This is a genomic window from Heliomicrobium sulfidophilum, from assembly GCF_057715735.1.
Window position 1 is genome coordinate 1 of record NZ_JBVTZZ010000001.1, and the last position, 22672, is coordinate 22672.

Sequence of the window (22672 nt, forward strand, 5' to 3'; positions counted from 1 at the left end):
GGTTAGGCAAGCGAGTGGTCGGTTCGGCGAGCTAAGAAGTCGGATAGAGGAGCAAAGAAGTGAGCGGGGAGTCGAGCGAGAGAAGCGACCACTCAGGAGAAGAAGTGAAGGCGAGAAAGACGATTGGTCGGATGAGCGAGAAGCGGTCAGTCAGGCAAAGTAAGAAGGTGGGCGGGCTGATGGACGAGCAGCAGAAGGGTATAAAGATGGGCAGGCGGATAGGCAAACGGATTAATTATCAGGCGCTGATTTTTGCCATTATCGTCGCCATGCTGCTGTCGAGCCTGGCAGGATGCGCAAATCCAGGCGCCTCATCCCGTGAAGCGGACAGAGTCAACGTATGTGTGCTCTATGACATCGGAGGGCGGGGAGACAAAGGTTTTAACGACATGGCCTACGCCGGGGCGGAACAGGCATTAAACGAGTTTGGCGAGAGGCTGACTGTCACTTCCCATGCCGTATCCTATGGCGGCAACAATCAGGAGTTTTTGCTGCAACTCCAGGGGGAACTGAAGCGTGATCTGGTAATCTGTGTGGGCTATTCCTTCATGGATGCCGTTGAGAAAATTGCGCCCCAGTTTCCCGACACTGTTTTTGCCGTAGTGGACGGTTATCTCCCCGGCCTCACGCCTGAGGACAACATCCTCTGCCTGATCTTTCGCGACCATGAAGGGTCCTTTTTGATGGGCGTCACGGCGGCGCTGCTGAGCCAGACGGGTAAAGTGGGCTTCATCGGCGCTATGCCTGACCCGGTGATCAAACGCTTTGAGGCCGGCTATGTGGCCGGTGTGCGCTATGTGAATCCCGCATTCCAGGTCGGGCGCGAGTACATCGGGGACGATGTAAAGGCCTTTATCAATCCCGACTTGGCGCGGGAGATCAGCTATCGTATGTACGATGCCGGCGTCGATGTCATCTATCATGCGGCCGGCGCATCGGGGATGGGCTTAATTGAGGCGGCGGCTGGGCGCAAAAAAAGGATGATCGGCGTCGACTCCGATCAGTCGCTGACCGCCCTTCCGGAACACCGGCCATACATCCTCACCAGCATGATGAAGCGCGTCGACACCGCCGTCTATGAGACCATCAAGGAAGCCTCAAAACAGAAGCTGCGCGGAGGGTACAGAGACTTCGGCCTGAAAGAAGCCGGAGTCGGTTACGCCGTGAACGAGTATAACCAACGGTTGCTGGAGCCGATCAAAGAACAGTTGGAGGCTGTCCTGAATCGAATCGTGAAGGGGGAAATTGACGTTCCCAAGTCTTTCTGATCGTGTATACATCCGTTATTTTTCCATAGGTCTCGCCATACGTCGGATCATCCTGAGGCTTTCGCATTTCCCAGTCATAAATCAGGTTCGCGCTACCGCCAACCTGTTGGGCGACTACGGCCGCATGATAATAATCGGTGGTCTTGTCGCGATGTTCGCGCGTGAGGCATTCGGGACAACGATGGGCCTTGGTGTGGAATAACTCCACGCCATCGATAGCGGTCACTCGCCAACCATTGATGCTTTCCTTCTGAGGGCCGCGTTGCTCCTTATATCGCTGAATGACACAGTCTTGACCACGAGATGCCCGCGTCCGGTCACCAATCCGTGTTCCGCAAGCAATGCGTCTGTATCGAGGGCATAGATGTTCAGGTTCTTCCCCTCGATTTCAATCCGCACCTCGACGCCGGCCTTGTACGTGCCCAGCGGCACCGAGTATCGATTGCTGTTGACCATAATGGTATTGTCCTTTCGGACGGTTCTTGTTACAATGGCATTGCTTTTTTTCTTGGGTACCGGCCGCAAGTGCTCGCGCTCTATCGCGTACACTTCGGCGGGTACTTTTTTTGTTATGCCGTGGATGTTGGCGTTGGCGGTGCGTTCGAGCCAAGCCAGGCATTCTTCATTGACATGATCGATGTCTCTGAACGTGCGGTGAGGGATGAAGTTGTACTTCCCGTACTTGATGAATGCTTCGATCCGGCCCTTGCTTTCTGGGTCGCTTTTTCGGCAGAGGTGGACGTTGAATCCTACGGCTTGCCGGTACACCTCAAAGGTTTCCGTCAAGAGAATATCGCCGTTGTTCTCGCTGACGACCATGAGCTTGTCTTGGTCGATCACCACTTCTTTCGGTATGCCGCCGAAGTAGGCCCAGCAACGATCGAAGGTTTCGCAAAGGCTGGCGGTGGTAAAGGGCGTCGCTCGCCATTCCAGGTATCGGTAGCGAGAATAATTACTTTTAATTCTACAAAAAACGTTTTTCCCTTCTATTCAAGTTTTGTTTTTCATCGTATCTTTTGCTTATATTTTACTCCCCAGCGAAAGGAGACGTACAGACCACGCCCAAAATGAAAAACCGCCAGCCCAGCGCTGACGGTTATCTCTCACTTGTCTCATTATCGAAAAAGCTGTTTCAGTTCTGCCTTCAAGAGCTTCAGGTTCAGTACAAAGTGACCCAGGACGAAGGCGACCATCCCAAAACCCAGCCAGATGTGCAGGCCCTTCATGGCCGGAACGGTCATCCCGAGGAATGTCCAACCTTTGGCTGCTGACGGGCCATGGGGAGCGACGAAGAGGCCCAGGCCGGTGACGGCGACGACCAGTCCAAGCAGCGCCAGGGTGACGGAGATGATGCCTTTTACTTTGCTGGTAGCGGAACCGTCCGCTTTGGCTTCTGTACGAATAGGGGCCACCGTCTGATTTGTGATGGAACTCATCTTGAAACCTCCCAGATTATTTGTTGTTTCTGCCGATGTCTATACTGTACCAGCAGAAACTGAAATCAATCTGAAAAGCTTTGCGTAAACTTTGTGCAGACAAAACGAGCCTGCCCCAAGGCGGCGCCTTCCGTCAGGTTTTCAGGTCTATCTGTTGAACAAGGCCCACTTGACCGTTCTCACGCAGGAAAATGCCGGTTCTTCGTAGCTGGCCCTGTAATTCGTTGGCGCTGTCTTTCATATCAAAGAGGGTGTCGCTGTTGCCCAGATAGATGGCGCCGATCCCCTTTTGGCCGAGGGCAAATAAGACATCCTTTCCTTGATCATCTTTCGTCCAGATGCGCAAACGGTCATAGATGGCATCGTTTTCATCGATCCATCCGTTTCCATCTTGGTCATACAGGGCAAGATCGGCAAAACCGTTGCCACTGGCCGGTCCGAAGAGTTCCGTTCCATTGTCGATCCGGCCGTTATGGTTCTTATCGAGGGCCAAAAAACCGCTGCCTGGCCGGACAAAAGAGATGTGGTCCTCCTGCCCGTCTGCATCGAGGTCAAATCGGTATTTCCGCTCGGTAAGGCTGCCAGCAGGTCCATCAAAATGGATGACCAGCGGGTCTACCAAGGCGTCTCCCGCTCGGAGGCTCACCCGTTTTTGCTCCATGAACGCTCTTGTCATGTTCAGTTGGGCGGAAAAGCGGATCTCTTTCCCATCAGCCGTGTGGATGACCCCCTGTGCCTGGAAGGACATCTGCTCTTGTTCATACCGTTGGTATTGATAATCATAGGCAATGCCCCAGCCTTGTCTTGGCTGACCTTGGGCCTGTTGCGCCGCCGCCTTCAGTTCTGCTGGGTGTTCTTCGATTTTCAGCTTCCTGGGAAGGAAAAACTTGATCTTTTTTCCCGTCAGCGCTTCGATCATGCTTTGGATGACGGCGATCCGTTCTTTGTCTTTTGGCGATAAGGCATATTCCTCTTCGTCGAGGGATGTCACGTCATCGACAGCCAGGTTTTGTTGGGCCATCTGTTTTTTGGCCTCGTCGGAGAGTTCCACCATGTCACGAATCGGAAGGCTTTTTGACAAGGGGTTTTTCCCATGATCGCGCTCAAGGGCGCCTCCCCAGACTCTCAGGCTCTCCTGTTTGCTTTCCTGTTCCGTCTTGACATGCCGGCTGTACATGGAGATCGTTGCGTTGGCGATGCGCATCGATGACCCTCCTCACTCTTCTCCCTGGCAAAAACTTTTCTTCATTGCCACTCCTTTACTTTTCTTATCGTCCGCGCCTGCTCTCTGATTGAGAAAAAAAGCGCCGCCTTCAAGGCGATTGCTCTTGAAAGCGGCGCTTCCCTTTAGGCCATGATTTTACAGATGTTGTTGGAGAAGGCGACGGGGTCTTCGACAGGGAGCCCTTCGATCAGCAATGCCTGGTTGTAGAGCAGTTCGGTATAGAGCTTGAACTTCTCTGGGTCTCCTTGCCGCGCTTCTTTCAGGGCTTGGAAGACGGCATGGTTGACGTTGATCTCCAGCACTTTGTCGGCTTTGATCTCCTGACCGTTCGGCATGACCTTGAGCACCTTCTCCATCTCGATGCTCAGGTCGCCTTCGTTGGAGAGGCAGACCGGGTGCTGTTTCAGCCGTTTCGACGCTTTGACGGCTTTGACTTTGTCGACCAGGAGGGTTTTCATCTCGGCAAAGAGCGCCTCGTTCTCCTGCTTCTCTGCTTCGGTGGCTTCTTTGCTCTCTTCGGCCTCAATGCCCAGGTCGCTGCTCGATACGGACTTGAATTCTTTTTCTTTGTAGGTCCGCAGCATGCGGATAGCAAACTCGTCTACATCGTCGGTAAAGTAGAGGATCTCATAGCCTTTGTCGGCGACGAGTTCGGTCTGGGGCAGTTTGTCGATGCGCTCGATGGAGTCGCCGGCGGCGTAGTAGATGTACTTCTGCTCTTCGGGCATGCGGGATACATACTCGGAGAGGGTGACCAGCTTCTTCTCTTTTGAGGAGTAGAAGAGCAGCAGGTCTTGGAGCACATCTTTGTGGGCGCCGAAGTCGCTGTAGAGGCCGTATTTCAGTTGCTTGCCGAAGGAATTGAAAAATTCGACGTACTGGTCGCGGTCGTTTTTCAGGAGGTCTTCCAGTTCGCTCTTGATCTTGGCCTTGATGTTCTTGGCGATCAGCTTCAGTTGCCGGTCATGCTGCAAAAGTTCACGGGAGATGTTCAGCGATAGGTCTTCCGAGTCGACCATGCCTTTGACGAAGCTGAAGTAGTCGGGCAGCAGATCGGCGCACTTGTTCATGATCAGGACGCCATTGGCGTAGAGCTCGAGGCCCTTTTCGTACTCTTTGGTGTAGAAGTCGAAGGGCATCTTCTCGGGGATGAAGAGGACGGCCCTGTAGCTGATGGTGCCTTCGGCGTTGATGTGGATGTAGCGGATGGGCTTGTCGAAGCCGAAGTGTTTTTCGGCGTAGAAGTTCTCGTAGTCTTCCTTGGTCAGTTCGTTCTTGTTTTTCTTCCAGATGGGTACCATGCTGTTGAGGGTCTGCTCTTCTGTGTATTGTTCGTACTCCTTGTCGCTGCCCTCTTTGAGGCGCGATTTGGTTACGTCCATCTTGATGGGGTAGCGGATGAAGTCGGAGTACTTCTTGATGATCGACTTGATGCGATATTCTTCCAGGAATTCGTCGTAGTTCTCATCGTCAGTGTTCGCCTTGATTTTGAGGATGATCTCGGTGCCGACGGTGTCTTTCGTCCAGGGCTCGATGGTGTAACCTTCGGCGCCTTGCGATTCCCATTTGTAGGCTTCGTCGCTGCCGAGGGCTCGGCTGATGACGGTGACCACGTCAGAGACCATGAAGGCCGAGTAGAAGCCGACGCCGAACTGACCGATGATGTCGAAGCCGTCTTTCAGTTCGTTTTCCTTCTTGAAGGCGAAGGAGCCGCTCTTGGCGATGACGCCCAGGTTCTCTTCCATCTCGGCCGGGGTCATGCCGATGCCGGTGTCGATGATCTTCAAGAGCCGGTTGGGCTTGTCCGCTTCCACTCGAATAAAGTAATCCTCTTTGTTGAAGTGGAGCGATTCATCGGTCAGGGCTTTGTAGTAGATCTTATCGATGGCGTCGCTGGCGTTGGAGATGAGTTCTCTGAGGAAAATCTCCTTATGGGTGTAGATGGAGTTGACCATCAGATCGAGCAGTCGTTTCGATTCCGCTTGAAACTGTTTCACAGTCATCGAAGATCCTCCCTCCAGTTGGTCTCGTATGTGTTCGGACGGAAGCAGTTAGCACTCTCGATACCTGAGTGCTAACCGCTATATATTATTTACCAAATGGACGGAGGCTTGTCAATCGGTCTGAGCGTCGACTATAAGAGCTTGGCCGTTGTTACCGGTGATGACGTTAACTCGTTCAGAGTACTCTATACGCATTTTCGGCGCTGGGTCAACATCTCGCAGACCGATCCAACGTGGCATCCTGCATCCTCCCTTATTCCCCAATTCAATGAGTCTGCGCTTTTATTATTCACTGCTTTGACGGATACATCTCACCAATGCGCGCATAATTCTTTCGATTGGGATGTAGGTTCTGGTGTAGATGTTACTGGCAACGTCTATGTTGACTGTTGTTCCCGGTGGGATAAAACCAATTTGGTCGGTCTGCGAGTGCAAAAATGGGATAATGATGTGATTGATGAATCGTTGAAACATAATACGGCTCTAGTGATACGAGACATTGCAGAAATCAAAAGAGAGGAACATTGGCAACGGTTTTTTCAAAACCTTGGCCTCGTCTCTCTTATTATGTCGCCAATCAAGTCTGAAAATAGCACCTGTGGATTGTTGCTCTTCGGATATCCTGAAGCATATGAATGGGCTCAGGAACGCCTGTTCACATTGACCACGTTAGCGAGCTATCTTTCATTGGTTTCGGCTAAGAATGACGTTTATGAAAAAAAAAGAAGCGCTCCAACGAAAAAACAAGTCCAAGAAGAGGAACTGCTCCAACTGGCGTCCGTTATCGCCGACAGCAATGACGCTATATTTCGTCTCTCTACCGATGGTCGAATCCATTCCTGGAATCCATCGGCGCAGAGAATTTACGGTTATGAGGACACAGAGATCTGTGGGCAGCACCTCTTTTCCCTTGTATGCCCTTCCCATAAACAGAATGCGCTTGAGGAAATCAGGGCTGTCATGCAAGGGGAGCGCGTGGACCATCATGAATCTAAGCATGTGACAAAAGACGGCCATAGCATTGATGTGTCGTTGACCCTATCGCCGATTCGCAGCAATGCAGGTATCGTCGCCGGTTGTTACGTCATCGCGCGGGATATGACCGAGCGGAATCTGATGCGAGATCAATTATTGCATTTGCAAAAGATGGAGGCGATCGGAACACTGGCTGGCGGGATTGCTCATGACTTTAACAATATATTGGCGGTGATGTTAGGCTTTACGGAACTAGCATTAGGGGAAGCAACCGCAGATAGCCCTGTTGAAAAAAACTTGACACAGGTATTAAAAGCAGGAGAACGCGCCAAAGATCTGGTTGAACAGATCCTGACCTTCAGCCGGCAGAGCCTACATGAGAAAAATATCATCTTTATGTTGCCGTTGATTAAGGAGACGATTAAGTTCATGCGGGCGTCTCTGCCTTCAAACATAAAAATAAACGCGGAATTCAAAATAAAAACAGGGCTTCTGTTTGGTGACTTATCCCAGATCCATCAACTATTGGTCAACTTATGTGTTAATGCGGGTCACGCAATGCGTGAGTCTGGCGGCATTTTACGGATCGTGCTTGCAGAAACGGTATTCAATGAAGAAGCGGCGAACAAGGTTCACCTTTCTCCTGGCGCGTATCTTCAACTGACTGTCAGTGATAACGGGAGCGGCATGGAACGAGAGATTCAAGAACGTATTTTCGACCCTTTTTTTACAAACAAACCTATCGGCGAAGGGAATGGAATGGGGCTGGCGGCGGTGTATGGAATTGTGAAAGGCCATAACGGCGCAATCGTCGTAGACAGCTTGTTAGGTGTTGGCTCGACGTTCACCATTTACCTGCCTGCTTTCCATAAGGAAAACAAGGCGATGCAAGAACGCGCCTATCATTCGCAAGGAGCAAAGAGCAGAATCCTCTTAGTTGATGATGAAGAAGCGATCGTGGAAGTGCTGCAAGCCCAACTTGTTCACGCGGGGTATGAGGTCACAGCACAGCGACCACAAGCAGTCCCCATGCGCTTGAACTGTTCACGGAGAATCCCAGTGCTTACGATTTGGTGATCACCGATTATACGATGCCGACGATATTTGGAGACGCCTTAGCAAAACAGATGTTATTATTGAAACCAAATATACCCATTATCCTGTGTACAGGATATAGTCATACGTTTCCGCCTGATAGAGCCATGAAGCTGGGGATTTGCCAGTATATCATGAAGCCTGTTCTAAAGAAAGAACTTTTGAATGCCGTTGAGCAGGCAATACAGAAAGAGAACTAGTTGACTTGTTGTTCCTTAAGATTGACACAAGTAGTCAAAAGTCGAGGAAAGAGGTGACTAGTCAATGGTGAGTATCATCCTCTCTTCACGCTTGGCCAGCCATTTTAGGCTGGTATTTTTTTAATTCGTCAGCCAGCGGTTCATTGAGAACCTGAATGAGTTGCAGGTTACCTTTCATCAGTGCCAGTACTCCTTTTGGATTGTGATTGAGATATTTATTCTATTATAAGGCGTTTTTTTCTTGCAATGGATCACCAAATTTGAGAATAATAGCTCGTATCACTCCCATCTTGTGTCTTATCGATTCTTCAGGTGGTAAATCAGCATCGTTTGATAGCTGGTATACGCTCCCTCTCTTTGGTACAATACTACATGATGGACACTCTCCATCGGAAATCCTCACCAGGGGGTGCCCGTATACATGGATACCATAACAACTAAGCAGGATATCGGCCACGTCCGTATCGCCCAGGAGGTCGTTGCGACCATCGCTGGTTTGGCGGCGACCGAAGTGGAAGGCGTCGCCGCGATGAGCGGCGGTTTGGGCGGCGGCATCGCTGAGATGCTCGGCCGCAAGAACCTGACCCGAGGCGTCAAGGTCGAGGTCGGCGAACGGGAAGCGGCCATTGACATGAATATCATCGTCAATTTTGGCAGCCGCATCCCTGAGGTGGCCAAGCGCGTTCAGGAAAATGTGAAGCGGTCCATCGAGAGCATGACCGGGTTGACCGTCGTAGAGGTCAATGTGCATATTCAAGGGGTGAACTTCCCCACGCCGGAAACAAAAGAGGATGACCGGGTGAGATGATCGAGGCCCCCCTGAGACCGACGGAGCTCAGGGGGTTTTTGCCCATCCGACCAGTTGCCGGGCGAAAGAATGGGGAGGGATCAGACATGGGAGGGCCGAGCCGTCCGCTGGCCTTTTTGGTGGCGATTCCCCCGGCGGCGCTTGCTATCATGATTCTGGTTGCCGTTTTTTCGGGCGGCGGCGGGGCAGATGCTGGCGGCGCTGACACGGTGGAACGGCTTTTGACTGCCTGGCGGCAGGAGGGTATTCGCTCGATCTGGGCCGCTGGGGCTATCTTCTATTTGTTTTTGGTTGGCTGGTTTTTGTTCTGGGCATGGCCTCGTCCGATGAAGGGCATGACGCTGCTGGTGCGCACGCCCCACGGGAAGGTGCAGATCTCCCGGTTGGCCGTCGAGGGCTTGATCCGGGGCGCGGTGGCCGGTTTTGTCGGCATCCGGGGCTTGCGGGTGCGCATCCGCACGGTCTCCGGCGGCATCACCGTTGGGTTGCATGTGGCTTCCGATCTAAAGACGGGCCTGCCCGCCCTCGGCGAAAAAATCCAGCAGGCGACGCGCCAGGTGCTCGAATCGGCGACCGGTATTGAACTGAGGGAGATCATGATCACCTTCGATCCGGTCGAGGAAGAGAGAAAAAGCCGTTTGCGGTAAGAATAATCATAAATACGGGGAGGGCGAGACATTTGAGCAGGCGACAAGGGCGGGAAACTGCCTTGCAAACGTTGTTTATGGCTGATGTGGGCCGGATGGAACCGGCCTATGCCTTGCAGTACGCCAGTGAAGAATTCGGGATCAGCGAGGCGGCGGCCGCCTTTGCCCAGGAACTGGTTGAAGGAGCGGTGGCGAACCGGGAAACGATTGATAGCAACATCCGCCGCCTAGCCAAGGAGTGGAACCTGGAGCGGATGCCCCATGTGGACCGCAACCTGCTGCGCGTGGCCATCTTTGAGATGCTTTTTCGGAAGGACATCCCCTTGAACGCGGCCATTAACGAGGCTATTGAGTTGGCGAAGATCTACGCCAATGAGGAGTCGGCCAAGTTCGTCAACGGCATCCTCGGTCAACTGGCCCGAGAACTCCGCGAGGCGCGGGGCGAGCGGACGCCGGCGCAGGAAGCGGCCATGCCCCCTGCCGAGACCACCCCGGCGATTCCGGAGACGACGGCCTCCCCGGAGACGCTTTCCATGGCCGAGCAGGATGCGTCGCCGACCGGTGTTAACGAGGTGTAATCGATGGCTGTGGACATGATTCGCGGGGTCTTGGGTATCGACACGAGCTGCTACACGACCTCCGTTGCCTTTGCCAGCCTCGATGGCAGGCTATTGGCCCAAAAACGGCAATTATTGCCCGTGAAGCCGGGAGAAAGGGGTCTCCGCCAGGGAGACGCCTTTTTTTTGCATGGCCGGCAACTGCCAGGGGTTATGGAAGCGTTGTTCGCTGAGTTGCGCCAAGGTGGAGGTGGGGAAGCGGGGTCAGATAATCACCGGTACGTCCGCGTCGAGGCCGTTGCCGTCTCCACCCGCCCGAGGCCGGAGGAAGGCGCCTACCTGCCGGTCTTTCTGGCCGGTGAGTCCGTCGGAAGGTCGGTGGCGGTGGCGCAAGAGGTTCCTTTTTTCGCGACGACTCACCAGGAGGGGCACATCATGGCAGGGATCGCCTCTCTGGAGGACCGGGGACAGGCGGAGGCGCTGCTGGAAAAGGGCTTTCTTTCGGTCCACCTTTCCGGCGGGACGACAGAACTGTTACAGGTACAGTTCGACGCAGCCAGAGCGGCTTTTTCTATTGAAAAGATGGGCGCGACGACTGACCTGCATGCTGGGCAACTGGTCGACCGCGTTGGCGTGGCCTTGGGATTGCTCTTTCCGGCGGGACCGCATTTAGAGAAACTGGCCGCCCAATGTGATGCGGGTGGGTGTTTTGCTGAAGGATCTGAAGGATCGGCCAAAGCCGCATCCGAAGGTTCCAAGGAAGTGGTGACTTTCCCCGCCTCGGTGAAAGGTTACAACGTCAGTTTTTCCGGCGCGGAGGCGCAGGCGCTGCGGCTCGTCGATCAATTGCGCAAAACGGGGGAACTCGCCGCAACACCGCCAACACCAACCATCCCCTCACCCCCCGCCATCGCCCGCGGCATCGAGCGCTGCCTGGCCTCGACGCTGGAGAAGATCCTGCGCCGGGCCATCGGGGAGACGGGCTGCCGCGACGTGCTCATCGTCGGCGGCGTGGCCGCGAACGGCTTTCTGCGGCGGCGCTTGCGGGAGCGCCTGGAACACCGCGCCGTCGGCGGCCGGCTTGCCTTCGCCACACCAGCTTTGTCGGGCGACAACGCCACCGGCGTGGCGATTTTAGGGGCGAAGTTTCTCTCCGCTTCCACCGCTTACCGTTGACCGGAGCAGGGGAAGGGTGTACACTGGATATTGTGTCATGAATGTGCGGACAAGCTGCCGGCGGCATACGCGCCGGGCTTTGTCCGTATTTTTTAAAACATGCCCTCCCCCGGTTTGCAGGAAATGGGCATGAGGCAACGAATCCTAAATAAGTTTACGGCCGGACATCCGCTTTTGGCGTCATTTTCGGCAGAGGTTTATTGCGAACTGTCGTGACACCAGGCTTAACTAAGGCATGACAATCAACAGTTTAGAGTAAGGCACTTTTCCCATTCGTAGTGTGGCAGTATGGCATAGAGGAGGCAGCAGGCGAATGTACCCGATCGTGCGGAAAGAGATCCTTTCCGCCAGTGTCAAGCTTTTTGATCTGAAAGCTCCGCTGGTGGCGGCCAAAGCCAAGGCCGGACAGTTTTTTATTCTTCGGGCTGATGAGAAAGGCGAGCGCATCCCGCTGACCATCGCCGATTTTGACCGGGAGCAGGGGACGATCACGGCCATCTTCCAAGAGATTGGCGCGGGCACCCGCCTGCTCGGCCAGTTGGAAGCCGGGGATGCTGTTCTCGATGTGGTCGGTCCCCTCGGCGTGCCCTCGGAGATTGAGCGCTTTGACGGCCCTGTCGTGGTCGTCGGCGGCGGTGTCGGCATCGCCCCCATCTATCCCATCGCCCGCGCCTTGAAGGAGGCGGGAAACCGCGTCATCTCCATCATCGGCGCCCGCAACAAGGAACTGCTTTTCTGGGAAGAAAAAATGGCCGCCATCAGCGACGAGTTGATCCTCTGCACCGATAACGGATCTTATGGGCGCAAGGGCTTTGTCACCGATGCCTTAAAAGACTTTTATGAAGAGAACAAGGACCTGCAACGGGTCTGGGCCATCGGCCCTATGCCGATGATGCGGGCCATCGCCAATACAACCCGCCCCATGGGCGTTCCCACCATCGTCAGCATGAACCCGCTGATGATGGACGGCACTGGCATGTGCGGCGCTTGCCGCGTCCTCGTCGGCGGCGAGACCAAGTTTGCCTGTGTTGACGGTCCCGAGTTTGACGGCCACCTGGTCGATTTCGACCTGGCCCTCAAGCGGCTCGCCATCTACCGCGATGAGGAGAAGCGCGCCTTGGCGGCGCTGGAACACCACCACGAAGGGGGGCGCTGCGGGTGTCATTAAAGGAAAAGATCCGTCAGGAGATGCCCTGCCAGGATCCCCAGGTTCGCCGCGCCAACTTTGCGGAAGTCGCCCTCGGCTATACGGAGGAGCAGGCTGTCAAGGAAGCGGCCCGCTGCATCCAGTGCAAAAAGCCCAAGTGCCGGGAAGGCTGCCCCGTCGAGGTGCTGATCCCCGATTTCATTAAGGCCGTCGCCGAGCGCGATTTCGCCGGCGCGGCGATGAAGCTGAAAGAGAAAAACGCCCTGCCGGCCATCTGCGGCCGTGTCTGCCCCCAGGAGAGCCAGTGCGAAGAAAAGTGCATCCTGGGCATCAAGTCGGAGCCCGTCGCCATCGGGCGGCTGGAGCGTTTTGTTGCTGACTGGGAGATGGCCCAGGACGCTGCTGCGCTCGAAGCTTCCCCGGCCAAGGTCGCCAAGGTTGCTGTCATCGGCGCTGGCCCGGCAGGCCTCACCTGCGCCGCTGAATTGGCCAAACTCGGCTACAGCGTAACCGTCTTTGAAGCCCTGCACACCGCTGGCGGCGTGCTCATGTACGGCATTCCCGAATTTCGCCTGCCCAAGGCGATCGTCGACAAAGAGATCGCCAACCTGAGACAACTCGGCGTGGAATTGCAGTTCAACGTCGTCATCGGTCCGTCCATGACGGTGGACGAACTGATGAACGAACAGGGCTATGCCGCCGTCTTCCTTGGCACCGGCGCGGGCCTGCCTAACTTCATGGGCATCCCCGGTGAAAACCTCTGCGGCGTCTTTTCGGCCAACGAGTTTTTGACGCGGACGAACCTGATGAAAGGCTTCCGCTTCCCCGAGTACGGCACGCCCGTCAAACTGGGCCGCAAGGTGGCCGTCCTGGGCGCCGGCAACGTGGCCATGGACGCCGCCCGCACGGCTGTGCGCCTTGGCGCGGAAGAGGTCACCATCGTCTACCGCCGCTCCGACAAGGAGATGCCGGCCCGGGCCGAGGAGATCGAGCACGCCCGAGAGGAAGGCGTCCAGTTCAAGTTGCTCACCAACCCCGTCGAGATCATCGGCGATGAGAAGGGCTGGGTGAAGGCGATGAAGTGCCTGCGCTATGAACTGGGTGAGCCTGACGCCTCGGGACGCCGCAAACCTGTGGCGATCGCCGGCTCCGAGTTCATCATGGACATGGATACGGTCATCGTCGCCATCGGCACCGGGCCGAATCCGTTGGCCACCAAGTCGACGGCTGGCCTGGAACTGAACCGTCGCGGCAATATCGTCGCCGATGAAGCGGGCCGCACCTCTATCCCCGGCGTCTTTGCCGGCGGGGACATCGTCACCGGCGCTGCTACGGTCATTCTGGCCATGGGCGCCGGCAAAAAGGCGGCTCAGGCCATCGACGCCTATATCGCGGCGAAGGCGATCGAGGCGGCAAACTAGGTTTGAAGTTGACCTTTGCCGGTTTACGGTTCCTGTGAGGGGAATCGAGGTTTATGAGTTGAGGTTTATGAATAGAGATTTATAAATAAAGGTGTAAGAAAAAAGCGCTGCGCTGCGGCGCTTTTTTCTTTTCAGGCGAATCGGCGGCCCGTAAAATGGATACACTATTTGTTTTAGAAGAGCGTCTGTTTGGCCCGTCAGGAACACGTAGGCATCAGGCGTAGCCATCCGAGGCAGGCATAGCCAGTGATCTGGCATAGCCTGCCGCCCGGCACGGCCAGGCAGGATTTCCGGGGCGGTCTCGCGAAAGAACAGGGGTTGCGTTTTTCGGCGTTCGGCCGCTTTTAGCCGCTTTTCTCGCAGATTTTTTCTCGCTTCGTCGTTCGCTAAGCCGAAAACGCGCGTTCGAGACAAAAGGGGGCCGCCGATGGACAAGATCTGGTCTGTCACCCAACTCAACACCTACATCCAGGGGCTCCTCGAAAAGGCGCCCCGCTTGGCTGATGTGTGGGTGCAAGGGGAGATCTCCAACTACAAGCACCACACCTCCGGCCACATGTACTTTACCTTGAAAGACCGGGAAAGCGTCGTCAAGGCGGTCATGTTTCGCGGCAAGAACCGCTACCTCTCCTTCCGGCCCGAAAACGGCCTGAACGTGATCGTCCGCGGGCAGGTGAGCGTCTACCCGCGTGACGGCATTTACCAGATCTATGCCGAAGAGATGGAGCCGGCCGGCCTGGGCGGCATCTTTCTCGCCCTGGAGCAGGCGAAGCAGCGGCTCGAGGCGGACGGCCTCTTCGCCAATGAACGGAAGCGCCCCTTGCCGCCGCTGCCCCGCAAGGTGGGCATCGTCACGGCGCCGACCGGAGCGGCCATCCGCGACCTCTTTTCCGTGATCCAGCGCCGCTTTCCGGCGATGAACATCGTCTTCGCCCCGGCCATCGTGCAAGGGGAAGAGGCCGTGCCGAGCTTGATCCGGGCCTTGCGGCTTGTTGTCCGCGTGCCTGGCGTTGATGTGGTGATCATCGGTCGCGGCGGCGGCTCTCGGGAGGACTTGTGGGCCTTTAACGACGAAAGCCTTTGCCGGGCCATCGCCGCCTGCCCCGTACCGGTCGTGTCGGCGGTGGGCCACGAATCGGATGTATCCTTGAGCGATTTGGTGGCCGATGTGCGGGCCGCCACACCGTCGGCGGCGGCCGAACTGGTCGTTCCGCTCTACAGCGCCTTGCAAGGCCGTATCGATGACCTGGCCTTACAGTTGCAGCGAGCTATGACGGTGCGCCTGGCGCGGGAACGGCGGGCGCTGTCGTCCCTGGCCGGGCGGCCTTCTCTCGATACCCCGCTATTGCGTCTGCGCGTTCCGCGCCAGCGCGTCGACCAGTTGGAGGAGCGCTTGCGCCGGGCTGTGTCGCTGACCCGGGCGGCCCAACTGCGGGTCCGGCTGAAGGACCTGGAGGGCCGCCTCCTCGCGGCGGCGTCGCCCCAGCGCCTCCGCCCAAAGCGGGAGCGCGCCGATGACCTGAAAAACCGGCTAATCGCCGCCGTCCAAAAAGGGCAGCAACAGCGGCGGCGGGAACTGGCCATGCAGGCGGGGTTGCTCGACGCCCTCAGCCCGCTGGCCATCCTGGACCGGGGCTTTGCCCTCTGCCTCGACCCGGTCGGCCGCATCCTTCGCGATAGCGCTGGCGTAGCGGAAGGGGAACGGGTGGATATCGTATTGCAGCGCGGTGAAATGACCTGCCGCGTGGAAGAGAGAAGGGAGAATCGGCGGTGGCAAATGGAAAAGGAAACCCGAATCTGACCTACGAAGCGGCCATCGGTCGCCTTGAAGAGGTGGTCCGGTCACTGGAGACGGGCGAAGCGCCCCTGGATGAATCCTTAAAGCTGTTTCAGGAGGGCATCGGCCTGGTCCGTCACTGCCATGCCCAGTTGGACGCTTACGAGGCCAAGGTGCAGCGGCTGATCGAGACCCCCGAAGGCGCGGCTGTCGTTGAAGAGCGACTATTTGAGGAGGGGGAATAGCGGTGAACCTGAAGGCGGAAATGAAGCAACTGAACGTCAACATCGATGCGGCCCTGTCCCGCTATATGCCGGCGGAAGATGTGGCGCCGCCGGTCATTCACAAGGCCATGCGCTACAGCCTCTTTGCCGGCGGCAAGCGCTTGCGCCCGGTATTGGTTCTGGCCGGCTGCCGCGCCGTCGGCGGCGACGAGGAGTCGGTGATGGCCGCCGCTTGCGCCCTAGAGATGATCCACACCTACTCGCTGATCCATGACGATCTGCCGGCCATGGACGATGACGACTTGCGCCGGGGGATGCCGACGAACCATGTGGTCTTCGGCGAAGCGACCGCTATTCTGGCCGGCGATGGCCTGCTGACGCGCGCCTTTGGTGTCCTCGCCGAAGAGGGGCTCCGTTCCGGCCAATCGCCCGCCCTCGTCCTCCAGGTCATCGCCGAACTGGCTGGGGCCGCCGGCAGCCTGGGCATGATCGGCGGACAAGTCGTCGATATGGAGTCGGAAAATAAGCAGATCGATTTCGCCACCATGGAGTACATACACGCCCACAAGACCGGCGCGCTGATCCGCGCCTCCTTGCGAATCGGGGCGCTCCTTGGCGGCGGCTCTCCCGAACAGGTGGAGGCACTTTCCCGCTACGGCGACCACCTCGGCCTCGCCTTTCAGATCACCGACGACCTCCTTGATATCCAGGGTGATCCCGAGAAAATCGGCAAGCCTGTTGGCAGCGATGAGAAAAACAATAAGGCTACCTACCCGGCACTTTTGGGCTTGGAGAAGGCACGCCAGGAGGCGGAGCAGGTCGTCCAGTCGGCGCTCGACAGCCTCGACGGCTTTGATGAGAAGGCGGAGTTGCTGCGGGAATTGGCGCGGTATTTGTTGGTGCGGGAGAACTAGCAGGTGTTGAAAACCTTCTCAATGATTCGATTGCCTACGCACAGTCTCACCTAAAACACGAAGAAAAACCTATGCGACATTGCAGTTATGCTGAGTTTGATAAACATAAAAAGCAACTCGAATTTTTTGAGAAAAAGGTAAGCGAGTTTAAAAATGACTTAAAGGCAAACAATTTTAAAGTTATCAAAAAAAGTTCGATATAAAAACAACCGCCAAAACCTTGGCGGTTGTTTTTATATGTGTCTGGAAAGGTACCGTAACGAAAAGGCGTTCGGGAGTAACCTATGTATTTTTTAAATGGTAGACCTTTTGATGGAACAGACATGAGTGCTTTGTCGACAGAATCATCATAATCGATGGGTTGATCGCTTGCGCACAAATTAGAGGCGAAACGCGCTAGCGGGAGTTGTATTTGGTGATTGCAAATTCAACTCTTGATAAGGCAGTTTGTCGCCGGATTATATGCGTCACTCACAAAGACAAGGTAAGATGATGGCGTCGATGTTTCGCATTTTATGCCGAATAAGGAGGAGGAATGGGTTATGCTCATGTTTTGCTACCAGTGCCAAGGGACGCCCAAAGGAACGAGTTGCGAAATCAATGGTGTCTGTGGAAAAACGGAAGAAGTGGCGGAACGACAGGACTTGTTGATCTACTCCTTAAAAGGCATCTCGGCGCAAATAATATCCACTTGGGACCAGCGCTTCCGGGCTTCCTGTCGCCCAACGTAGCAAAGGCCTTTGGCATCGCCGGGAGCGGAACGGTTGACTCGGAATTGAATTGGTTACTGCCGGGGTGTAGGAATCTACATTTTCTGAATGATCACGAAATAATTGCTCAAGATCACGCGATGCGTATATCCAAGACATGAAGCAGCAATGAATGTGCCACCTATCTATTAACGATGGAGGGGATAGCGAATGGTCTTTCAAGAACTGGCTTCAGAAGGATGTAACGTAAGCTATATGGTAAACCACTTGACAGGTGACCAATTCGACAGGTACGCAAGGCTTTGGATATGCAAATGCGATATCACGTTAAAGAAAAATCTGCCCAAATCCTCTTTCACGAAGCATTTCCATCAGTTGTGGAGCAAAGCAAAGAAGATCGATGAAAACACCTTTGCGCAACTGCTCTACATCATTCAAGGAGTCGCTGCGGCGGAAAGCTATTCAGAGCGATTGCAAATCGGATAAATAGAGGAGATCTGTTGCCATGAACGGCGGCATTGCCTCGAACAACACCAGCGGTCGGTACAAAAACGGAGATGTATACTGTCTGACGTTACTGATTTAATGTTCGGTTCCGAATGGAAGGTTTACATCGAATAATAACAGAGAAAAAACCCTGGCCTTCGCTCATCCTTGAAAAGGACGGTAAGGACCAGGGTTTTTCGTTTAAGTTTGTAAGTTAAGGTTGGATTTACTCGAACCGCAAAACGAAGGCGTTCCGCTGACCCAGGTACACCTGATCGCTATCCTGCAGGGTCCTCGTCCCTGCCAAGCGCTCACCATCGGGTGAACCGAGGAAGGTACCGTTCGTTGAACCTTTATCGGTGACGATGATGGCCGTTGGCTCCAGCGGGTCGGGGCCGACGAAGATGTGTTGCTTGGAGATGAAGGGATCGTCCAACAGGACTTGACAGGTCGAAGGATCGCGGCCGATGATCAGCCCCTCCCGGGGCACTTGGATACGCTGTCCGGTGAGCGGACCGGAGATGAATTCGATGACCGGATTGGCATCGGCCTTTGGGGTTCGCCAGAGCGACACCACCTTGCCGGCCACCGGGCTTGACGGGGCTGGCTTCGCCTCAACGGATGATTCAGACGCGGCAGCCACCATGCGGCCAGGCGATGGGCGGGAAGGCCTGGAGGAAGCCGCGAAGGGAAGTTCGAGCACATCTGCCTCAGATGGCGCAGCAGGGTCAGCGGGTTTTATGGATGCAACTGATGGCCTATTTGATGCCTTAGGATCGGAAAGATCAGCGGGCGAGGTCGAAGCGACTTGTGATGAGGTGGAGCCGGCAGACGAGTAAGGCGCATCCTGGGCGAAAGATTCCGGCGATTCCTTGGGAATATAAAAGGAGATCGGCTTTTCCGTCGGCGCCCCAGCCTTTGCTCCAGATCCCCCGGAGGCTGCGCCGTTAGCGGCAATATCGCCGTCTACGCCAACTCCCGACCTGCCCTGCTTCTTCGCCAACCGGCTCAACAACTGTCGAAGGGCCAGGGGGAAGGCGGCCGGGCCGAGCTTGCGGTAGCGAAGGCCCATGTAACCGCCGCCCAGGGCGAGTAGCCCCAGGGTGATGCCGCCGTAGAGGGCCATGTCCGGCCAGTAGATGTTGTCGTCGCCGGCTTCCTTGCGCTGGCGCGCTTCTGCCATCAGCGCTTTGCCAGGTCCATGGTGGGGGCAGAGCTTGAGCAGATCCTCGACAATGCCGATCGTCTTCGACATATAGCCCTGGCTGAACATGTCGAGGGCGGTGGCGTAAATGCCTGTCGCCTCCGAGGGCTCAGAGGCATTTGCGAGGCCCGACTTGCTCAAGGCCGCCAGGACCGCCTGGGTGTTGATCACCGGATAGACGCCGATGGCCCGAGCCGTCCGGCCTTGGAGGCCGATGATCTGCCCGTCATCGGTGATGACCGGTCCGCCGGCGCCAGCGGGGCCGATAGTGGCCTCCACGTCGATCAAGGGCCCGTAGCTGGCGTTCATTTTGCCTGACTTGGTCGCCGCTACACTGCCGGAACTGACGGCTACGCTCATCAGGCTGGCCGGCGCCAAGAGCGCCGTGGCGTCTGCGTTGCCGGGATAGCCGATGACGGTGGCTTTTTGGCCTACATCGCTGCTGTTGGCGGCCGTCAGCGGGAGGGAAGGGAGGTTGCTAACGTTGAGCTTGAGGACCGCCACTTCCTGGACGGGATCGAACTCTTTGTTGGCGCTGAGAGGGATGATCGGTTCCGGTGTCTGTTCCGGCTCCTTGACTGGGGCGGGCTCCGTGACGACCGGTGAAACGCCTTCGCCGAGATTCTCGACGCCCTCCTGGGTGACAGGCCGCTGGATGCGGGGGACGGGGCGGGAGGAGTAGACGGGCGTATTTGTCGTCAACGCTTCCGGCGGCGGCGAACCGGTCCACTTGATCTCGAAGTCGACCGCTTGGCCGTCCGACAGGACGACTTGCTTGTAGACCTTGACGTCCTCGAGCAGCGTCGTATTTTCGGCTATGCCCAGCCGTTCTGTCTCGCTCAAGCGGTGGCCCGCCTGCTTCTGCACTTCGTTAAAGAAGCGCTCGGCCAGGGCATTGCGGATGGCCGTGTCATCCTTTTGCAGCAGTTCGATGATCCGCGACGAGGTCACAACAGCGCCGTCCGGGTTGACGATCAAGCCGGAAGCGGTGCCACCGACGGCGACGGGCCAGGCGCGGTCGGAAAAGCGGAAGGTGGCCGTCACACCGGCCCGGACCTGCACGACGGCAGGTTTCGCCAGTTCGACAACGGATACATCCGGCGGAAGGGGATCAGTGGATGGGGCCGCCATTGCCAGGCCGGTCTGCCCGAGCATGAGCGCGGCGACGACAAGGCCAACCCCTTTTCGTATTTTTTTCGATAAAATCATTGACGAACCTCCTGTCTGAACGGTCAACCGTTTCGACACGAAAGCGTCGATATCCTCCACCGCCCGGCTTAAAAAAGGTTCCACAATCTTTGAAGGGACAGTTTTTTCATGATATAATCAGGGTCAGATATTTTCGAGCGCTTGTGAGTAGAGGTCGAGTGACAGGAGTCGTCAAAAAACCATGGAACGGGAAACAGCGCCTAGACTGAACGCTGTAGAGGGAAGGTGACCCGATAGATGACGCAAATTCTCAGCCAGATTTCAACACCCGGGGACCTGCAAAAGCTGACCGCGACGGAACTGGAACAGTTGGCGGGAGAGATTCGAGAGGTCATCATTCAAACGACATCGGAAAACGGCGGCCACCTGGCGCCGAACCTGGGCGTCGTCGAACTGACCTTGGCGTTGCACCTCGTCTTCCGATCCCCGAAGGACAAGATCGTCTGGGATGTGGGTCACCAGTCTTACGTGCATAAGCTGTTGACAGGACGGTACAATACATTTCACACCCTGCGGCGCTACAAAGGGATGGCTGGTTTCCCGAAACGCTCCGAAAGCGAACACGACATTTTCAACACAGGGCACAGTTCCACCTCCATCTCAGCGGCCCTGGGCTTTGCCTTTGCCCGGGACCTGAAAAAGGAGGAGGGGGCTGTGATCGCCGTCATCGGCGACGGCGCCCTGACCGGGGGCATCGCCCTGGAGGCCTTGAACCATGCCGGCCACGCCGGGAACGATATGATCGTTGTCCTCAATGACAATGAAAAATCGATCGCTGACAACGTCGGCGCCATGTCTACATACCTGTCGCGCATCCGGACAGACCCCCGCTATTTCCGCAACAAAGAGGAAGTGGAGGAGATTGTCCGGCGCATCCCCTCCATCGGCAGCCATGTCTTAAAGGTCATGGAGAAGATGAAGGACGGATTCAAGCACCTGGTGGTGCCGGGCATCCTCTTCGAAGAACTCGGCTTCTCCTACCTCGGCCCCATTGACGGCCACAACCTGGCCCAACTGCGCGAGGTGCTGACCAACGCCTGCCGTTTAAAAGGCCCGATCCTCGTCCACGTGCTGACGAAAAAGGGCAAGGGCTACGCGCCGGCCGAGACCAACCCGAGCGTCTTTCATGGCGTCGGTCCTTTTGACATTGAGACCGGCAAGGTCAAGAAGAACCCCGGCCCGCCCACCTATACGCAGGTCTTCAGCGACACCCTGCTCCGATTGGCCCGCCAGGATGAGCGCATCGTCGCCGTCACAGCGGCCATGCCCGACGGCACAGGAGTGACGCCCTTCGCGCGCGCCTTCCCATCGCGTTTTTTCGACGTGGGTATTGCCGAGCAGCACGCTGTCAACATGTCGGCCGCCCTGGCGCTGCAAGGCTTGCGGCCCGTTGTCGCCATCTACTCCACCTTTTTGCAGCGCGCCTATGACCAGGTCTTCCATGACGTGTGCCTGCAAGGGGCGCCGGTCGTCTTCGCGATCGACCGCGGCGGCATCGTCGGCGATGACGGCGAGACCCACCACGGTCTTTTTGACATTGCCTTCCTCCGCCACATCCCTGAATTGGTGATGATGGCGCCGAAGGATGAAAATGAGCTCCAGCATATGCTCCATACAGCGCTGAAGCAGGAAGGCCCTGTGGCCGTCCGCTACCCCCGGGGGACTGGCGTCGGCGTCACCCTCGATGAGGAACTGGCCCTGCTGCCTATCGGTAAGGGCGAACTGCTGCGGCAGGGGGATGATGTGACCCTCATCGCCATCGGTGCCATGGTCGGCATCGCCGAGGAAGCGGCGGACCTGTTGGAAGCGCAAGGCATCCGGGCGGCCGTCGTCAACGCCCGTTTCGTCAAACCCCTCGACAAGGAACTGATCCTGAAAGAAGCCCGCGAAACGGGCAAGATCGTCACGATCGAGGAACATGTGCTGGCCGGCGGCTTTGGCAGCGCCATCTTGGAACTCTTGGAGATGGAAGGCGTCGACTGCGCCGTCCGGCGGATCGGCATCCCTGACGAGTATGTTCAGCATGGTCCCGTTGGGCAGTTGCGGGAAGATTACGGGTTGACGGTGGACCATGTGGCCCGTGTCGCCCGCGAACTGGCCGACACGGACCGGGGATGGGCCACCATCCGCAAAGCGCCGCCGGCACCGATCAAAATCGCTTTTCGCGGAGAATCGCGATAGCGGAGAACG

General features: G+C 56.5%; 20 protein-coding genes and 1 pseudogene. 15 read left to right on the forward strand and 6 right to left on the reverse strand.

Going from position 1 to position 22672, the window contains the following annotated elements; all coding sequences use genetic code 11:
• Positions 1 to 206: 206 nt before the first annotated feature.
• A complete protein-coding gene (locus AC0CW1_RS00005; RefSeq protein WP_488181098.1) occupies positions 207 to 1268 on the forward strand; it encodes a BMP family lipoprotein in 1062 nt (353 codons plus the stop codon).
• Between the two features lie 222 nt (positions 1269 to 1490).
• Here AC0CW1_RS00005 and AC0CW1_RS00010 read toward each other — a convergent pair whose 3' ends face one another.
• From AC0CW1_RS00010 to htpG, 4 genes are all read right to left on the reverse strand, one after another.
• Positions 1491 to 2108: a Mu transposase domain-containing protein gene (locus AC0CW1_RS00010; RefSeq protein WP_488181099.1), complete on the reverse strand. Its 618-nt coding sequence runs from the start codon at positions 2106 to 2108 to the stop codon at positions 1491 to 1493.
• Positions 2109 to 2383: 275 nt separating this feature from the next.
• Positions 2384 to 2704, reverse strand: a complete 321-nt coding sequence (locus tag AC0CW1_RS00015; RefSeq protein ID WP_488181100.1) for a DUF4405 domain-containing protein — start codon at positions 2702 to 2704, stop codon at positions 2384 to 2386.
• 133 nt (positions 2705 to 2837) lie between these two features.
• Complete coding sequence (locus AC0CW1_RS00020; RefSeq protein WP_488181101.1) at positions 2838 to 3908, reverse strand: hypothetical protein; 1071 nt, start codon at positions 3906 to 3908, stop codon at positions 2838 to 2840.
• 143 nt (positions 3909 to 4051) lie between these two features.
• The gene (htpG, locus tag AC0CW1_RS00025) at positions 4052 to 5932 is read right to left on the reverse strand and encodes a molecular chaperone HtpG (protein ID WP_488181102.1); all 1881 of its coding nucleotides are present in this window, start codon (positions 5930 to 5932) and stop codon (positions 4052 to 4054) included.
• Positions 5933 to 6040: 108 nt separating this feature from the next.
• Between htpG and AC0CW1_RS00030 the strand changes: the two genes are divergently transcribed.
• The 8 genes from AC0CW1_RS00030 to gltA all read left to right on the forward strand — a co-directional run bounded on the left by AC0CW1_RS00030 (position 6041) and on the right by gltA (position 13958).
• Complete coding sequence (locus AC0CW1_RS00030) at positions 6041 to 7984, forward strand: two-component system sensor histidine kinase NtrB (protein WP_488181103.1); 1944 nt, start codon at positions 6041 to 6043, stop codon at positions 7982 to 7984.
• The gene (locus AC0CW1_RS00035; RefSeq protein WP_488181104.1) at positions 7978 to 8202 is read left to right on the forward strand and encodes a response regulator; all 225 of its coding nucleotides are present in this window, start codon (positions 7978 to 7980) and stop codon (positions 8200 to 8202) included. The genes AC0CW1_RS00030 and AC0CW1_RS00035 overlap by 7 nt, the downstream gene beginning before the upstream one ends.
• A gap of 421 nt (positions 8203 to 8623) precedes the next feature.
• Entirely contained in the window at positions 8624 to 9010 is a 387-nt protein-coding gene (locus AC0CW1_RS00040; RefSeq protein ID WP_161253905.1) for an Asp23/Gls24 family envelope stress response protein, read from the forward strand.
• Positions 9011 to 9096: 86 nt separating this feature from the next.
• The gene (gene amaP / locus AC0CW1_RS00045; protein WP_488181105.1) at positions 9097 to 9657 is read left to right on the forward strand and encodes an alkaline shock response membrane anchor protein AmaP; all 561 of its coding nucleotides are present in this window, start codon (positions 9097 to 9099) and stop codon (positions 9655 to 9657) included.
• 32 nt (positions 9658 to 9689) lie between these two features.
• The gene (gene nusB / locus AC0CW1_RS00050) at positions 9690 to 10235 is read left to right on the forward strand and encodes a transcription antitermination factor NusB (RefSeq protein WP_488181106.1); all 546 of its coding nucleotides are present in this window, start codon (positions 9690 to 9692) and stop codon (positions 10233 to 10235) included.
• Between the two features lie 3 nt (positions 10236 to 10238).
• Positions 10239 to 11390: a tRNA (adenosine(37)-N6)-threonylcarbamoyltransferase complex transferase subunit TsaD gene (locus AC0CW1_RS00055; RefSeq protein ID WP_488181107.1), complete on the forward strand. Its 1152-nt coding sequence runs from the start codon at positions 10239 to 10241 to the stop codon at positions 11388 to 11390.
• A 313-nt stretch (positions 11391 to 11703) separates the two neighbouring features.
• Positions 11704 to 12558, forward strand: coding sequence for a sulfide/dihydroorotate dehydrogenase-like FAD/NAD-binding protein (locus AC0CW1_RS00060; protein ID WP_488181108.1), 855 nt, complete (start codon positions 11704 to 11706; stop codon positions 12556 to 12558).
• 20 nt (positions 12559 to 12578) lie between these two features.
• Positions 12579 to 13958 (forward strand): NADPH-dependent glutamate synthase, encoded by a 1380-nt coding sequence (gltA, locus tag AC0CW1_RS00065; RefSeq protein ID WP_488181195.1) that lies wholly within the window; start codon positions 12579 to 12581, stop codon positions 13956 to 13958.
• A gap of 51 nt (positions 13959 to 14009) precedes the next feature.
• Here the strand turns inward: gltA and AC0CW1_RS00070 are convergent, their stop codons facing one another.
• On the reverse strand, positions 14010 to 14408 hold the full coding sequence (locus AC0CW1_RS00070) for a hypothetical protein (RefSeq protein ID WP_488181109.1): 399 nt from the start codon (positions 14406 to 14408) through the stop codon (positions 14010 to 14012).
• Between AC0CW1_RS00070 and xseA the strand changes: the two genes are divergently transcribed.
• The 5 genes and pseudogenes from xseA to AC0CW1_RS00095 all read left to right on the forward strand — a co-directional run bounded on the left by xseA (position 14386) and on the right by AC0CW1_RS00095 (position 18069).
• Positions 14386 to 15759, forward strand: coding sequence for an exodeoxyribonuclease VII large subunit (xseA, locus tag AC0CW1_RS00075; RefSeq protein ID WP_488181110.1), 1374 nt, complete (start codon positions 14386 to 14388; stop codon positions 15757 to 15759). The genes AC0CW1_RS00070 and xseA overlap by 23 nt on opposite strands.
• On the forward strand, positions 15729 to 15980 hold the full coding sequence (xseB, locus tag AC0CW1_RS00080; RefSeq protein WP_488181111.1) for an exodeoxyribonuclease VII small subunit: 252 nt from the start codon (positions 15729 to 15731) through the stop codon (positions 15978 to 15980). Before xseA ends, xseB begins: the two co-directional genes overlap by 31 nt.
• A 2-nt stretch (positions 15981 to 15982) precedes the next feature.
• On the forward strand, positions 15983 to 16873 hold the full coding sequence (locus AC0CW1_RS00085) for a polyprenyl synthetase family protein (RefSeq protein ID WP_488181112.1): 891 nt from the start codon (positions 15983 to 15985) through the stop codon (positions 16871 to 16873).
• A gap of 542 nt (positions 16874 to 17415) precedes the next feature.
• A pseudogene (locus tag AC0CW1_RS00090) lies at positions 17416 to 17547 on the forward strand (hypothetical protein); the annotation flags it as partial.
• 246 nt (positions 17548 to 17793) lie between these two features.
• The gene (locus AC0CW1_RS00095; RefSeq protein WP_488181113.1) at positions 17794 to 18069 is read left to right on the forward strand and encodes a hypothetical protein; all 276 of its coding nucleotides are present in this window, start codon (positions 17794 to 17796) and stop codon (positions 18067 to 18069) included.
• Between the two features lie 226 nt (positions 18070 to 18295).
• On the opposite strand, the gene AC0CW1_RS00100 is transcribed toward AC0CW1_RS00095, so the two are convergent.
• Entirely contained in the window at positions 18296 to 20482 is a 2187-nt protein-coding gene (locus AC0CW1_RS00100) for a trypsin-like peptidase domain-containing protein (RefSeq protein ID WP_488181114.1), read from the reverse strand.
• A 237-nt stretch (positions 20483 to 20719) separates the two neighbouring features.
• On the opposite strand from AC0CW1_RS00100, the gene dxs reads away from it, so the two are divergent.
• Positions 20720 to 22663 (forward strand): 1-deoxy-D-xylulose-5-phosphate synthase, encoded by a 1944-nt coding sequence (gene dxs, locus AC0CW1_RS00105; RefSeq protein ID WP_488181115.1) that lies wholly within the window; start codon positions 20720 to 20722, stop codon positions 22661 to 22663.
• The last annotated feature ends 9 nt before the right edge of the window (positions 22664 to 22672 follow it).

Coding starts and splice junctions, on each gene's coding strand:
- AC0CW1_RS00005 (WP_488181098.1), top strand. CDS start 207: ATGGGCAGGCGGATAGGCAAACGGATTAATTATCAGGCGCTGATTTTT.
- AC0CW1_RS00015 (WP_488181100.1), bottom strand. CDS start 2,704: ATGAGTTCCATCACAAATCAGACGGTGGCCCCTATTCGTACAGAAGCC.
- AC0CW1_RS00020 (WP_488181101.1), bottom strand. CDS start 3,908: ATGCGCATCGCCAACGCAACGATCTCCATGTACAGCCGGCATGTCAAG.
- htpG (WP_488181102.1), bottom strand. CDS start 5,932: ATGACTGTGAAACAGTTTCAAGCGGAATCGAAACGACTGCTCGATCTG.
- AC0CW1_RS00040 (WP_161253905.1), top strand. CDS start 8,624: ATGGATACCATAACAACTAAGCAGGATATCGGCCACGTCCGTATCGCC.
- amaP (WP_488181105.1), top strand. CDS start 9,097: ATGGGAGGGCCGAGCCGTCCGCTGGCCTTTTTGGTGGCGATTCCCCCG.
- AC0CW1_RS00055 (WP_488181107.1), top strand. CDS start 10,239: ATGGCTGTGGACATGATTCGCGGGGTCTTGGGTATCGACACGAGCTGC.
- AC0CW1_RS00060 (WP_488181108.1), top strand. CDS start 11,704: ATGTACCCGATCGTGCGGAAAGAGATCCTTTCCGCCAGTGTCAAGCTT.
- gltA (WP_488181195.1), top strand. CDS start 12,579: ATGCCCTGCCAGGATCCCCAGGTTCGCCGCGCCAACTTTGCGGAAGTC.
- xseA (WP_488181110.1), top strand. CDS start 14,386: ATGGACAAGATCTGGTCTGTCACCCAACTCAACACCTACATCCAGGGG.
- AC0CW1_RS00095 (WP_488181113.1), top strand. CDS start 17,794: ATGGTCTTTCAAGAACTGGCTTCAGAAGGATGTAACGTAAGCTATATG.
- AC0CW1_RS00100 (WP_488181114.1), bottom strand. CDS start 20,482: ATGATTTTATCGAAAAAAATACGAAAAGGGGTTGGCCTTGTCGTCGCC.
- dxs (WP_488181115.1), top strand. CDS start 20,720: ATGACGCAAATTCTCAGCCAGATTTCAACACCCGGGGACCTGCAAAAG.